Source organism: Desulfosporosinus sp. OT (assembly GCF_000224515.1).
Taxonomy (GTDB): domain Bacteria; phylum Bacillota; class Desulfitobacteriia; order Desulfitobacteriales; family Desulfitobacteriaceae; genus Desulfosporosinus.
Map to the genome: position 1 here is coordinate 1 of NZ_AGAF01000065.1, position 14,577 is coordinate 14,577.

Sequence of the window (14,577 nt, forward strand, 5' to 3'; positions counted from 1 at the left end):
TTGATATTTTGTATGAGGTGATGTTTAATGGCATTTAAGGTTAATTGCGAAAGATGTGGAACTCTCTTTAGCAAAGGAGAAATTCACAATTATAGAGGCAACAATCTTTGCGAGGATTGCTATATTCTTTATTACATGTTTAGTCAGAAAGTTTCTGATGGTTTTTCGCCCGATGTAATTCAAATTCGTCGCAGGATTCCGACCGTTACAGTCCTTCAATTATCGACTAAAAGGTAAATTTATAAGCAAGAAGTAATGAACTATTGAAAGGGTGGGATTCGTTTGCCTGACTTAACACTTGATAAACACATCCCCTTAGATGAGACGATGATGATCAAGAGGGAGTCAGGTGAAAGATCTTATCCGATTTGGCTAATAGTCAATCCAAAGCATCCTGCTGTTCGTCACAATATTTGGACACCTGCTTTAGCTGAGATACAGGACAAAGTATATAGGGAAATACATAAAATAATTGACGTTTCTAATATTTATATTAGAAACGTAGTTTGCGATAGTAGAATTGTTCCTACTAAATTAAATTGGTGGGGATCAGAAATTGCAAAAGAAATCGAGTTGTTCAGAGAAATTGTTCTTGAAAATAAACCTAAGATTCTTATTACCTTCGGCTCATTTCCATATGAATTTTCGAGGCGGGTCTACGGGATAAAACCCGAAAAAGGGCCTCGACATTGGGGTAATTCTAACTTAGGAGATGAATTCGAAAAGTTAATTGAGAATTTTGATATAAATAGAACTAATAGGATTCCCTTACTTCGCAGATTGGTTTCCAGTAATAAGTTCATGGAGGGTCATAATTATCTTGAAAAAAGTTATTTTCATTACGTCGGAACAAAGCTAGCGGAAAAGATTATTGAAAACAAGGATAGTTTTGATATCTGGATTTGAACAAATACACGCGATTACTTCAAGGGCCGAACAAATTTGTCCGGCCCTTGAAGTGGTTAATTTTCTTTGCGTCTATAGAATGAAAGAAAACCGATCTATAACTTGATTTTGCGATATGCTATAATAGGTTTAAAGTAGGGACAAAATAATAAACTCTAGAATTAAAATATCAGGGAGACGGGTGAACTAGTATGTCCGAAGATGTTTCTTACACTCCTGAAGAAGTGGCTAAGATCCTTAACATCTCCAAGTATACAGTTTATGAACTTATTAAGCGTGATGAGCTGGCAGCCTACCGCGTTGGCCGTAAGGTACGTGTAGACGGTGCCGATATTGAGGCCTTTAAGCGTAATTCAAAAAATGTAACTCCTTCAGCTGCTTTAGTGTCACCACCCGCATCCCCTAGTTCTTATTCTCCGTTGGACGGAGGCTTAATTATCTGTGGACAGGATATGACTTTAGATATCTTAACTCGCCATCTGGAAAGAAAATTTCCTCATGTCCGCTTCCTTAGGCAAAATATTGGCAGTATTGACGGACTTATGGCTTTATACAGAGGTATGGCTAACGTTGTTACTGCTCATTTATGGGATAGTGACACCAACGAATATAACACTCCCTATGTCCGAAGAATGTTGCCTGGGCACAGGGCATTATTAATAAATATGGTTTATCGAACAGAAGGGTTTTATGTTGCCAAAGGCAATCCAAAGAAAATCTTCACATGGACCGATCTTGCTCGCCCTGACCTGCAATTCGTCAACCGTGAACGCGGTTCAGGTGCAAGGGTTTTATTGGACGAACATTTACGAATTCAAGGAATTACCCATCAAACCATCAATGGGTATAGCAACGAAGAAATGAGTCATATTGCTGTTGCCAGCAAAATCGCCAGAGGTGAGGCGGACGTAGGTCTAGGAATTGAAAAAGCTGCACAGCAAGTTAATAATGTTGACTTTGTTCCTTTACAAATAGAGCGTTATGATATAGTTGTGCGTAAGGAAGACATTGATAAACCTTATTTTCAGGCTTTATTGTCCATCCTAAAATCGGCAGCTTTTAGAAATGAGGTACTGGGAATTGGTAGCTATGACGTAACCAGCATGGGGGAAATCATGGCAGAGGTGTAATCTCTTATATATGAATGATTATATAACTTAATGTTTCAAACGCTTTAAAGTTAATAAGTAAAGAGGTATTCAGCATTTTACTGAAATACCTCTTTTTTGTTCTGAGATAAAATTCTTTGACGAATCTATTGTCGTTCAATTATCAATTTGAAGATAGATAAGTCTGGGCAATTACCTGAATACATCTCTATGAAACTTTGTTCTGTAGATTCCAGTCAATTTTGGCTTCCTTCTGGATTAAATTTAATTAGCATAAATACTAATGTTTTTGGTAATTTATGCTAATTAAATGCTATACAATTACATTTTTTTATTTCTCTGCTAATTTAAATCAATGAGCCGCTCTCTTTAAGTAGTGTATATCAAGATTTTTGACACAAAATTTATAGATCAAACGTAGATTATATCAGATTATGGTCATTATTAATTTGAGAAAGGACGAAAAACACATTGAGTAATTATAACCTCCATCAGTGGACTCAAAAATCTCCTTATTTAGCCAATTGGATCCAACAAAATCCTCCTACAGCGAGGTGTACTTCACAAAGTCAGCCGATAACTCCAAATCCGATTTTCCCTCTTACTGCAACCCTACCAATGTGCCCCCCTCTCGAATTAAGTCAAACAAGCCCAAGTGTAATATTAGTTACGATCTCAACCCCCGCCGAAACAGTTTTCACCTTGCCTACCAAAGCACTGGAAATTAAAACCACTAGAAAAAGTTTAAAGATTACACAGTGCCGTTTTTATAACTTTCTTTCTTCAGTACTTGGGATACCACACGACAACCCCAAGTTGTTTCTGGGAGGCTTTGTGCGCAAAGACATTCAATATTCCGAAGCAGTTCGACAAACTGCAAATACTGTGGAGGGCACTATTAGAGATTTTGTAGTCAACATCCCTATTTCGTGTGTTGTTGACCTCGGTCAAACCCTTGTAATACCACCTACCCTTTTTGGACTGCAAAATGGAGACAAATTGATATCTAGCGACCTCACTGAGGTTAACATTGTAAGACAACAGTTTCTAGACTTATTACCGCACTGTGAACTTATATTCACTCAGATTAGTGAAATGGATGATACCCTTGACCGTGTACCATTACAAGGTGGTCCCTTAGAAGAAGGCGTTTTCAGAACTATACAAGAAAAAATGATTATCTTAATTCAACTTCGTTTGACCTTCCCTAACCATAGTTGATCCTTTAACTACAGTTACCTTCACAGAAAATACAAATAAATAAAACAATAGAATTAAAATAAATAATAATAACTTTGGAAAGTGCTGTGATTCTACCTAGACAAAAAAAGAGCCTCCTCGGCTCTTTTCTAATGCTATTTTAATTTTTATGCCAAAATATGGTGATAACTAAGGGTTTGTCTTCACAAAATCTAAAAATCAAACATAGCTTATAGTGTATCGAACAAGTATTTTGATGTTAGAAAGGAAGAAATTATATTGAGTAATCAGATTCGTTGTCCTCATCAGTGGAGTCAATCAACAACTTTTGAACCTAATTGGACCCAAGGAACCTGCGATTCGGTGTGGACTCCACAAAGTTGTCAACCAATTGCTCCAACTCCTAATCCAGTTTTCCCTATTACTGCAACCCTACCGACATGCGCCCCACTTGAATTAAAACAAACATGTCCAGGTACAGTATTGGTTACAGTATCCATCCCTACAGAAGCAATTTTTACCTTGCCTACGAAAGCACTAGAAATTAAAAAGATTAGAAAAAACCTTAAGATAACACAATGCCGATTTTTCAACTTTTCTCCCCGAGTATATGGTAAACCCCAAGATACACCGAAGTTGTTTCTGGGAGGCTTTGTACGCAAGGACATTCAGTATTCCGAAGCAATTCGACAAACTGCACACACTGTAGAAGGTACTATTAGAGATTTTGTTGTTGATCTGCCTTGGACGTGTGTAGTTGACCTCGGTCATCACCTTATCATACCACCCACTCTATTTGGCCAGCAGCAGGAATATGAATTCTTAAAAACCTCATCCCTTCCTTGCGGGTTCTCATCCAAAGACAAACTCATGTCGGGCGATATATCCGAGTTTAACATGGTAAGCAATGAGTTCTTAAACGCATTACCAAACTGTACCCTTGTATACAGCCAAATTAATGAAATGGATGATGCACTCGACCGCGAACCGTTGAAGGGCGGACCTTTTGAAGAAGGACTCTTTAGAACGGTACAAGAGAAGATGATTATTTTGATTCAACTTCGACTCACCTTCGAAACTGAAATTGATCCTCCAGTGAAAGGCTAACATCTCTACAACAGGTGCATCCTTGGAAAGGCACGGTCTTAAGGTATGCTTGATCGTGCCCTTTATTTATTATAGTCATTAATGCCTCTTCATAATCAGCCACTTTACCTTTGACAACATATCTTCTTCTCCTTTAAACTAAAAAATACCTACAAAAATGACCGGACAAATCTGTCCGATCATTTAGAATCGACTCAAAATTAAAAAAGGTTATTTACTTATGGTTGGCGAATGACTTCGATGTGCCATTGCTTCATTGCTTTTCTTACTGAAAAACATCTTTTAAATAAATGATGGAGGGGTTCAAGTGCCTATCAAATTAGAACATTTCAATTAATAGTCCGACAAATCAGTTTTTGCATAATCTATTGGTGAATACGAGCTTGTACCGGCATCATTTACTGCCTTTATTTTATAATAATAGGTGGTATCTGCCCATAAGCCTGTATTTATATAACCTGCGGTTGTTACCGTCGCAATCTGGGTATAAGTTCCTGAAGAAGAGGTTGCTCCGTAAACATAATAGGATGTTGCTTCTTGTACAGGATCCCAAGTAAGGTTTATTTGACTGGAACTTGCGGTGGTTGCTTTTATATTCGTCGGTGCGGACGGTGTATCAGACCCATTGGTAGTTTCATTAAGACTAATTAAGATACTATCAGGCACAACGACTATCCCACCAAAAACAATTTCTTTCTCAATACTGCTTCTTTTACTTCTAAAAAAGTTTCTTGTTGACTGATCGACTGGATCTCTAACCAAGAAAACTGGCGAATCTGTTAATGAAGCTAAAGCTGCGCCAGCTAAAGCGTCAGCGAAATTTTCTCCTGTTGACAAATAGCTAATGTTGAAACGAAGTTCATTTTCAAATTCTTTGATAATTCTGATGTTTGTTTCATACCTATCTATCCCGCTGAGCCGTTTAGGAGATGGAAGTTGGTTAAGAACACTCTCACTTATAACTCCTGTCCCTCCAACAACATACGTACTTTTTACAGTTTTTAATAAATATGCTTTAATGCTTCCCGGCAGATTGTCCTTAGGCGTAAGAAGGATTGGAATTCCCTTCATTGCTGCAATGGGAGCAATTGACAATGCATCTGGGAAAGTTTGACTACTAGCAATTACTGCTTGGTCGAATTGCCCCATAGATTGAGCAATTTTGATAGATGTTTCATAACTATCGTTTCCCGCAATTCTCGATACTTCTATCCCTAAGTTTTTTATGCTTTGTTCAACACCTGTTGAAATAACACCTACTCCGCCAATCATAATAACATTTTTCACTTTTAAACGTGAAAGCTGAGTCTTCGTTTGCTCATTCAGGGTATCTCTTGAGGTTAGGAGTAATGGAGCATTATATTTTTGTGCAAGCGGGGCGCTGCATAATGCATCAGAAAAATTCTCTCCACTTACAATAATGGCATAGTAAGAAGTACTCCAGCCATTAGCAACTTTTGCACAAGTTTCATACATATCTTCTCCAGCTAATCGTTCGAACTGAGTTTGTGATGAAGTATCTGTTGGAGTTGAGTTGTCGGAGTCGGCACTAGTTACATATGCTTTAGCAGAATAGTTGCTTGTCCCAGAATCGTTTACCGCCACGACTTTGTAATAGTAGCTGGTATTTGCCGAGAATTCAATATCTGTATAGTCTGACGTTGTCGTTGTAGCAATTTTATAATAAGTCCCTGAGGATGAGGTAGCTCTATAAACGTAATAGGATGTAGCGTCACTGACAGCATCCCAGTCCAAGTTTATTTCACTTGAATTTTCGAACTTAGCGCTAAGGTCTGTTGGGGCTGACGGTATATCCCCCTCATCAGACTCTTCGGTTGTAGCATGTTCTTTAGAAGAATAGGAGCTTGTACCAGAACTGTTCACGGCCGTGACTTTGTAATAATAGGTGGTATCAGACGACAAGTCAGTATCTGTATAACTTGAAGTTTTCGTTGTCGCAATTTTGGAGTAAGTACCTGAAGATGAGGTGGCTCTATAAACAGCATAAGATGTCGCGTCACTGACGGAGTCCCAGTTCAAATATATTTCATTGGAGCTTTCGGCAGAAGCGCTTAGATCTGTCGGTGCTGACAGTGTATCAGACTCATCAGACTCTTCGGTTGTAGCATGTTCTTTAGAAGAATAGGAGCTTGTACTAGAACTGTTGACGGCCGAGATTTTGTAATAATAGGTGGTATCAGCCGACAAGTCAGTATCTGTATAACTTGAGGTTTTCGTTGTCGCAATTTTGGAGTAAGTACCTGAAGATGAGGTGGCTCTATAAACAGAATAGGATGTTGCATTACTGACGGAATCCCAGTTTAAGTATATTTCGCTGGAGCTTTCAACCGTAGCGCTTAGGTCCGTTGGTGTTGATAGAGTACTTGTTGCTAAAGAGTTTTTCGGAAATATTAACGCTGAAAATAATAAGAAAAGTATTGTGGTTATTAATTTGAGATAGCGTTTTTTCATCGATTTACCTCCCCCATATTCTTGCAATTTAGCAGTGTTATCTTTCCTTTTTACAATCAGTTCAAATTTTAGGTGTTCGTATTAAACTGAGAAAGAGCTACTTGAAAGATTACTCGCCGTTTGTTAATTTAAGAAACGACTAGATTATTCTTTAACATCTAATTTTAGTGCTTATATTTATTTCTTGTTTCTTTCTCCATAATCCTTCCGGTGTAAGAAATATTTTCTAACTGTCACCTAAAGTCCGAGAGGGTGATATGTGAAACAACACTTCAACAGTTTAAAAGATAGTATATTGTCATAATTTATAATAGCCACTGGTATGTCTAATAATCTCAAACTGGAGATAATACCTATAAGACTTTTGTAGTTTAATCTTGTAATGATATAATTCACATGTAATTACTAATACAGGAGGATTAAAATGTTCAGTAAAAAATCAGTTCAATCGAAGTTGATCTTACCTATTCTTATGATTCTTTTATTAAGTGTAGCTGGCTGTGGAAGTACGCCAAACAAACCTAACAATTCTGAGAACTCCTCAGGGGATTCAACTTCTCAGGTACCAACTTCCCCGGCACCCAACTCACAAGATGTTAAACCTAACAGTTCTACTCCTGCAAACGCAGGAGTAGTTACCTATGAAAACTACCTTAAGATTAAACTCGATACAACTTACGAGGATGTAAAAAGCATTCTGGGAGAAGGCAAGAAAAAAGCAATCAATTCCGACGTTATCGATTACACATGGGCTGAACAGACTAAAACGATCCTAGTCCAAACTAATAAGGGTAAAGTCGTAACTAAAATTCAATCAAACCTTGGAAAAACCACATCCAAGCTTACCTTAGATCAATTTAATCAAATCACAACAGGCATGACTTTTGATCAGGTGGTTTCCATTCTTGGACCTGATTACCAGGAAGTCAGCTACAAAAAAAAACCTGCTAATGTAATCTTAAGAAATGTCGTCTGGATGTTACCTGACTCTACGTCCATTAAAGTTTACCTGCAGGATGGGAAAGTCATTAACAAAAATACTACTCTCAAAAAATAATCTCTCCCGTTCACGTCATGAGCAGAGCAGATTAGAACCCGAAAATGAAAGCTCCTAAAGCTCTCATCTCGGGTTCTAATCTTAATTCCCACGTCTTCCTTGATACCTTTCATTATTAGACCATTGTTCTTTTGAAGACTACCAATGGGTTATGAGAACTCCCCTTAAAGATATTTTCTCTATTAACCTTAACTGATTTATCAAGAATTGCATAATCCGTTTGCGCATTTTCCTCGATATGACACTTTGGAAGGATTATGCTATTTTTTATTTTGCATCCTTGCTCTAAAATCACACCTCGAAAGATAATCGAGTTAACTACTTCTCCTGCAATAGAGCATCCACTGGCAATCAATGAGTTGCTGACCTTTGCCTGTGAAGTGTATTGAGTGGGGGGATAATCTTTAAATTTTGTATGTATTCGATCCCCTCCCAACCATAATCTTCCTCGAACTTCCAGGTCCAAAAGTTCCATACTTCGATCAAAGTAATCTTTAAGCGTATGAATCGTCCCAATCGACGAACACGTTAGACTTCCATAAATCTTGAAAATTTGCAGGTTTGAATTAAATATATCTATTATGTCAATACACCCAATGCCACTATACTTCTCAACAATATTTAACAAAAGCTCACGTCGGATTATTAACATATTGACGAAATGGGATTGGAGGAACAGTCCTCTCTCGCGACTTTTCTTGTCTAGAATATTCGTAACTCTCCGTCCCTCACCCATCTCGAGAAATACTCCATCCGTCTGTTTATCTGAGTTAGCGGTTTCACTGTATATCAAAGTAATATCTGCATGCTTGTCATTATGAAATTCGAGTGCATTCTTAAAATTCATATTATATATTTGATCACCACTACTGATGATAACATTTTCTGCAAAGTCTTTTTGCAGAAACTCAATATTATTATATAAATCCGTAACACAAAACGTATGATTGTTCTCGGAGAAGCCATGAATGGCTTCAGGCAAAATAAACAACCCACCATCTTTTCTGTCCAGAAACCAAGCTTTACCAGCTCCCAAGTGATCCAGAAGTGGTCTATAATGGTGTGGGGTTACCAATCCAATCGTTCTTATTCCAGAGTTAACCATGCTGGATAACGCGAAATCGAGAATTCGATATCTGCCTCCAAATGGAACTGCAGCTATCGGCCTTTTTAGGGCAAGTCCTTGTAAGTTGTCAGTTGCGCTATTTGCATAAATAATTCCTATAGCGTTCGACATTATTGCTCCCGCCTTTCAAATTATCTGGGGCCTATAAACATTCTTACCTGCTTCGATAACGGAGCCTTCAGAGATATTATGATTATCCTCAATAACCGTAATCCCTTCTTGATCCGGAATGACTTGTTCCTCAGCACCGACAATACAGTGACGCATAATTTCTGCATTCTCTCCGACAATCGTTTTTCGTATGCGTGATCCAGTGTGAACTTTTACATACGGTAATAATATAGAATCCCTTATTTTTACCCCTTTGCCCACATAAACTCCAGGCGCAATGATTGAATTGCGCACATCACCGTGAACAATACACCCATTACAAACAAGACTGTTCTCTATTTTCGCGGTAGACCCAACAAAATGGGGTGGTAAAATATCTTCATTCGAAAATATTCGGAATTGCGGATCAAAAATATTGAGAAAATGTCCCTCCCTCAAGGACTCCATATTAGCGTGATAATAACTTTCAATTGTGCCGACATCTCGCCAATACCCATGGAACTCGTAAGCATAGACTCGTTTCGCTTGTTTTAACTGGTGTGGAATGATATTTTCGCCAAAATCATTTTGAGACCCTAAATCTTTTGCATCTTCAATTAACGCTTGTTTAAGTGTTGACCAGTTAAAAATATAGACACCCATCGAAGCCAAATCACTGTCTGGTTGGGCAGGTTTTTCCGAAAACGTTGTTATTCTAGCATCTCCATCAACCGTTAGAATTCCAAACCGAGAGGCTTCCTCTCGAGGAACTTGAATGGCCGCAATGGTTATTTCAGAATTCTTCTCTTTATGAAAGTTTAGCATTCGCGCATAATCCATTCTATAGACGTGATCCCCGGAAAGAATAAGTACATATTCTGGATCGTGAAAATCAATAAATTCGTAATTTTGGTATACAGCATTCGCTGTTCCGTTATACCAACTTCCTTCTTTTTCGCCTAAAAAAGGGGGGAGAATGTGGACTCCGCCATACGGGTTATCTAAGTCCCAGGCTGAACCCAAACCAATATATGAATTAAGCTGTAATGGCTTATATTGGATTAGAACACCGACCGTATTAATGTTTGAATTTGTGCAATTGCTCAAGGTGAAATCGATAATTCGATATTTACCACAGAAAGAAACTGCTGGCTTTGCCCTTTTTCGAGTTAAACCGCCCAATCTGCTACCTTGTCCACCAGCTAACAGCATTGCCACGCATTCCTGCTTGCGCATGTATGTAACCCCTTCCTCTTATATTCTTTGCAATCTTCTCGATGTTGACTTAACCTTTCAAACATTAACTTGGAAGTTATGTTAACTTCATCAGATAGACCTTTTTAAGCTATTCGACACAATATGTTAGTTACCCTTCTTATTTAATGATAATTACTATAAATATACTTGAATGTTGTAGTTCAATATCAGACGTGGTAATAAACACAATCTATATATTCTGCATACTTGATTATTTAGATACATTAACAAAAGCTCACTTACAACATTTAAGTGAGCTTTGTTTAGCGGCGAAAGCAAATTGGTAGCGAGTGAAAAAGTCTACTTATTTCCAAAAGAGCGCTGTGAGCTATGAAATTATGTTTTGATGCTTCTCAATATTACTCATCAAGTCATTTATAAGGATACGTATTTCTACTAGGTCAAACGGTTTAATTATAAAGTGCTTAATCTTACCGTCTTGAACTGCATCTTTTAAATCTTTAGCATCAAAATAAGCACTCATTATCACAACTATTGTTTCTGGGGCTAAATCTCTTAATTTAGCTAAAATCTGAATACCTCCTAATCCAGGCATCCTCATATCAAGTAGGACAAGTTTAGGCTTTTCCTCTATAACAAGTTGTAAAGCACTTAATCCTTCAGCTGCTTCTTTAACTAAGTACCCCTCTTGAGTTAAAAACTCATACATAAGTCGGCGTATACCATAATTATCATCAACCACTAAAATATGATTATTACTCACTAAAATCCGCCTCCTTATACACCCTACCATTCAATATTTAATCCATCATTATTAATTGGTCTATTAACTCATTAACTATCAGTTCCATATTATCCATTTCCTTTAATATTATGAGTGAATGGTCAATTTTATTATTCATTCTATCCAGTTGTATAAATCCTTTTAGAACAGTTAATTGGTCAATCAAATTATTGCAAATACTTAATATCTGCTCTTTACTCATACTCATCCAACTTTCTATATAAAGGTCCTAAAATCCTGTTAAAAAACCGAAGTAATTATATAGAAATACTTGCATTTTATTACCAGATTTAGCCCGTACAAATCTTACACTCTTGATTTGACAAATACAAGAGTGTAATTTGTCGCAAGATTATTTATATACTTTAGCATCATCAAGCTATTATTATTCATTAAAAATTAGTTATCTTAAGAATCTGCGCTTTAAATATTGAAACAATTAGGGAACTACACGTCAATAATGATTCTAAAAGCAGTATCACCAAATAATGAGATGATATACGCAAAATGATAAATAAAAAAATCCCCTACTATGCGGGGTTTTCCGCCGTCGGGGTTTCTTCATTCAGTGTTAATTATGATCATAATTTAGGTCAGGATATGATCGGTAATTAAGCTTAGAAAATAGGTAACTTGACAAAACTCTAGTTTAGCTGTCCTCTTATTGCTTAAACTGCACGAAAAAGGTCGTACCTGACGACCCCGTAACAATATGGATTTCAGCATTGTGCCTAGCTGCAATGCTGTAACAGGTAGCCAGTCCTAAACCCGTGCCGCTCTCTTTGGTAGTGAAAAAGGGTGTCCCAATCTTCTCTAGGTCGTCCGTTTTGATGCCACTCCCTTCGTCTACTACCGTTAGAACAACATTTTCACCGTCCATAAACGTTCTTATCGTCATCTTTCCGCCACTTGACATTGCTTCCAGTCCGTTCCGGACAAGATTCAAGATAAGCTGACGGATTTCTTTCTCGTCAAGAGGCAAAACTACCGTCTTCTTTAAATCAATCGTGATCTCTTTGTCGCTGAGCATTGCGTCCGCCTGAATTAACGGGAACATGTTCTCAATTAGCTTATTCAAACTCAAGGGCTGCAAATCTACCGCCTTGTTTTTAGCCAAGCTCAAGAATTCCGTGATAATCGAATTTGCTCTATCGAGCTCTTCAATCATCAGTTGGAAATAGCTATTAAACTTCCCGAACTCTTCTTTATCCCCCAATAACTGAAGAAAACCTCGGACAGTTGTCATTGGATTCCTAACTTCGTGACCAATCCCCGCTGCCATTTGTCCAATAAGGTTCAACCGATCCAAGCGGGCCATTTCCTTTTCAAACATTTTACGTTCGGAGATATCGCGGTAATAGACAGACAAACCTTCGTTGGACGGATAAACATACACTTCATACGGCGAATCTGTGTGGAGACCCGTGATCTCAAAATGTACGGCTTCTTTAGTACTCATAGCTTTTTGATAAAGAGCGTAATATTCGGAGAGCAATTCTGGATAAAGATCCCAAATACTTTGGCCGATCAACTCTTCTCGGCTCTTAAGCCAGAATTTCTCTGCCTCTTCATTGACGAAGATAAACTGCCACTGGTGATTCAGAGAGAAGAAAGCATCCGTAATGCTTTCAAGAATATTAGTGAGCTTGAGGCTGGTTTCACTAAGCTTTTCATTCGCTTGAAAGAGTTCACAGGTTCGCTCCTGAACGAGCTTTTCAAGAGTTTGGTAGCGATCTTTTCGCTCCTTTTCTAGTTGTATTCGCTCGGTAATATCCCGTACAGACCAGACAAAAATCTGCTGTTCCTCAATGTTGGCCACACCGATCTGAACCTCTACGAAAAACACTGCCCCACTTTTACGCACGGCGGCGGTGTCTAGGATCTTGCTAGTTTTATTCCAAATCGAAGAATCCTTGAGAACAGAAAGGATTTCTCCTGAAAAAAGCTTGGAGACATGCTGTCCCTGCAATTCCTCAGGTCCATAGCCGAACATTTCCGTCACTGCTGGATTGACGTTTAAAATGCATCCTCCTCCGTCTAGCGTAATTACACTATCTGTCGAAGTTTCTCCGATCACACGAGCTAATGCTTCAGCCTTACGCAGATCTGAAGTGGTGCGCTCTAAACTTTCATTCATTGTTTCAAGTTCAATAGCCCGTCGCGTAAGCAATTCATTTTGGCGCCTAATATATATTTCATTAAGATGAATTTTAACAAATGCTTCTATTTTCATTTTTAAAGCTTCTGGGTGGAATGGTTTAGATAAATAATCAATTGCGCCCAGAGAATACCCTTGCAACTTGTTTTCCATGGTCTGGTAAATCGCTGTAATAAAAATAATAGGTGTATCCTGGCTTCTTTTCCTCGCCCTGATGAGCTTGGCAGTTTCAAAGCCGTCCATTCCTGGCATCTGTACGTCCAACAGAATCACGGCAAAATCATCTTTCAGCAAGCACTTTAAGGCCTCTTCCCCAGAGCTGGCAAAAACTAGTTGATAGTCTGGCGATTTCAGTACTGCTTCTAACGCAAGCAAATTTTCTCGGCGGTCGTCAACAATTAAGATCTTCATTTTCTTTCTCTTTCTTGGCACTCGTCCCTTTATTTTTTCACTTTAAGAACCCTACAACCTTGCTTAAATTAGCTACCTCATCTTCTGATAGATTTTCTGTGCCGAATCAAAGGCTTCATAGTAATGAGAGTAATTGTTAAAGGCAATATCTTCTTTACCCCCCAACCCTAGGATGCCTGACGTGCACAAACTCTCATAAAACAACCCATGAACACGGTTTTGCAGGACCCTATCAAAATAAATCATCACATTCCTGCAGATAATCACGTGGAATTCATTAAACGAATGATCTGTAGCCAAATTGTGCTGGGCGAACACTACATTTTGCGTTAAAGACGGGTGAAAAACGGCTTTATCATTAATAACCTCAAAGAAATCTGCAAAGTTCTTTGTTCCCCCTGATAGTAGGTAGTTGTCCTGGTATACCTCCATTTTATCTAATGGATAAACACCATCCTTTGCCTTTTTTAATAAATTTTCGTTCATATCTGTGGCGTATATCTTGGTTTTGTGATATAGACCTGCCTCGCATAGAATGATTGCCATGGAGTAAACTTCTTCCCCCGTGGAACAGCCTGCATGCCAGATTCGAACAAAAGGCAGTTCTTGGAGAAGCGGGACCACTTTTGTCCTGAATGATTCAAAAAAAGGGGGGTCCCTAAACATCTCTGATATATGAATCGAGAAATCTGAGAGCAGCCTTTCCATCGCACAAGGGTCATGCAGAACCTTTTCCTGCAAGCTTGACACGCTTTTCAACCTTTCGGCCCGGATGCGATACCAGATTCTGCGCCTAATGGATGAAGAGACGTAATTTCTAAAATCAAACCCATAGTAACAATAAATCCCCTCTAGAAGCAGACTTATTTCGATCTTTTCTAATTCATCACAGCTTTCCGCTTCAGTGATTGTCCTGTTTTCCTCTGAACTCATCAAAAC

11 protein-coding genes are annotated in these 14,577 nt (G+C 38.3%); 5 read left to right on the forward strand and 6 right to left on the reverse strand.

Going from position 1 to position 14,577, the window contains the following annotated elements; all coding sequences use genetic code 11:
* The first annotated feature begins 282 nt into the window (after window positions 1-282).
* From DOT_RS05885 to DOT_RS05900, 4 genes are all read left to right on the forward strand, one after another.
* Window positions 283-906 (forward strand): hypothetical protein, encoded by a 624-nt coding sequence (locus DOT_RS05885; protein WP_009615464.1) that lies wholly within the window; start codon window positions 283-285, stop codon window positions 904-906.
* A gap of 191 nt (window positions 907-1,097) precedes the next feature.
* Window positions 1,098-2,036: a helix-turn-helix transcriptional regulator gene (locus tag DOT_RS05890; RefSeq protein ID WP_009615466.1), complete on the forward strand. Its 939-nt coding sequence runs from the start codon at window positions 1,098-1,100 to the stop codon at window positions 2,034-2,036.
* Between the two features lie 450 nt (window positions 2,037-2,486).
* Window positions 2,487-3,236 carry a hypothetical protein gene (locus tag DOT_RS05895; RefSeq protein WP_009615467.1) on the forward strand — a complete coding sequence of 250 codons (750 nt, stop codon included), beginning with the start codon at window positions 2,487-2,489 and terminating at the stop codon, window positions 3,234-3,236.
* A 258-nt stretch (window positions 3,237-3,494) separates the two neighbouring features.
* On the forward strand, window positions 3,495-4,322 hold the full coding sequence (locus DOT_RS05900; RefSeq protein WP_009615472.1) for a CsxC family protein: 828 nt from the start codon (window positions 3,495-3,497) through the stop codon (window positions 4,320-4,322).
* A gap of 333 nt (window positions 4,323-4,655) precedes the next feature.
* Here DOT_RS05900 and DOT_RS05905 read toward each other — a convergent pair whose 3' ends face one another.
* A complete protein-coding gene (locus DOT_RS05905) occupies window positions 4,656-6,794 on the reverse strand; it encodes a cell wall-binding repeat-containing protein (protein ID WP_009615474.1) in 2,139 nt (712 codons plus the stop codon).
* Window positions 6,795-7,218: 424 nt separating this feature from the next.
* On the opposite strand from DOT_RS05905, the gene DOT_RS05910 reads away from it, so the two are divergent.
* Complete coding sequence (locus DOT_RS05910; RefSeq protein ID WP_009615476.1) at window positions 7,219-7,851, forward strand: DUF3862 domain-containing protein; 633 nt, start codon at window positions 7,219-7,221, stop codon at window positions 7,849-7,851.
* 115 nt (window positions 7,852-7,966) lie between these two features.
* On the opposite strand, the gene glgD is transcribed toward DOT_RS05910, so the two are convergent.
* The 5 genes from glgD to DOT_RS05940 all read right to left on the reverse strand — a co-directional run bounded on the left by glgD (window position 7,967) and on the right by DOT_RS05940 (window position 14,571).
* Window positions 7,967-9,088 carry a glucose-1-phosphate adenylyltransferase subunit GlgD gene (gene glgD, locus DOT_RS05915; protein ID WP_009615477.1) on the reverse strand — a complete coding sequence of 374 codons (1,122 nt, stop codon included), beginning with the start codon at window positions 9,086-9,088 and terminating at the stop codon, window positions 7,967-7,969.
* A 15-nt stretch (window positions 9,089-9,103) separates the two neighbouring features.
* Window positions 9,104-10,303, reverse strand: a complete 1,200-nt coding sequence (locus tag DOT_RS05920; protein ID WP_009615479.1) for a glucose-1-phosphate adenylyltransferase — start codon at window positions 10,301-10,303, stop codon at window positions 9,104-9,106.
* A 349-nt stretch (window positions 10,304-10,652) separates the two neighbouring features.
* Window positions 10,653-11,048 (reverse strand): response regulator, encoded by a 396-nt coding sequence (locus DOT_RS05925; RefSeq protein WP_009615482.1) that lies wholly within the window; start codon window positions 11,046-11,048, stop codon window positions 10,653-10,655.
* A 682-nt stretch (window positions 11,049-11,730) separates the two neighbouring features.
* Complete coding sequence (locus tag DOT_RS05935) at window positions 11,731-13,638, reverse strand: PAS domain S-box protein (protein ID WP_009615486.1); 1,908 nt, start codon at window positions 13,636-13,638, stop codon at window positions 11,731-11,733.
* Between the two features lie 72 nt (window positions 13,639-13,710).
* Window positions 13,711-14,571: a protein-glutamate O-methyltransferase CheR gene (locus tag DOT_RS05940; RefSeq protein WP_040411375.1), complete on the reverse strand. Its 861-nt coding sequence runs from the start codon at window positions 14,569-14,571 to the stop codon at window positions 13,711-13,713.
* Between the last annotated feature and the right edge of the window lie 6 nt (window positions 14,572-14,577).

What these genes read in the sequence shown, in the direction of transcription:
- DOT_RS05910 (WP_009615476.1), top strand. Translation starts at nt 7,219, where the DNA reads ATGTTCAGTAAAAAATCAGTTCAATCGAAGTTGATCTTACCTATTCTT.
- DOT_RS05920 (WP_009615479.1), bottom strand. Translation starts at nt 10,303, where the DNA reads ATGCGCAAGCAGGAATGCGTGGCAATGCTGTTAGCTGGTGGACAAGGT.
- DOT_RS05935 (WP_009615486.1), bottom strand. Translation starts at nt 13,638, where the DNA reads ATGAAGATCTTAATTGTTGACGACCGCCGAGAAAATTTGCTTGCGTTA.
- DOT_RS05890 (WP_009615466.1), top strand. Translation starts at nt 1,098, where the DNA reads ATGTCCGAAGATGTTTCTTACACTCCTGAAGAAGTGGCTAAGATCCTT.
- DOT_RS05905 (WP_009615474.1), bottom strand. Translation starts at nt 6,794, where the DNA reads ATGAAAAAACGCTATCTCAAATTAATAACCACAATACTTTTCTTATTA.
- glgD (WP_009615477.1), bottom strand. Translation starts at nt 9,088, where the DNA reads ATGTCGAACGCTATAGGAATTATTTATGCAAATAGCGCAACTGACAAC.
- DOT_RS05940 (WP_040411375.1), bottom strand. Translation starts at nt 14,571, where the DNA reads ATGAGTTCAGAGGAAAACAGGACAATCACTGAAGCGGAAAGCTGTGAT.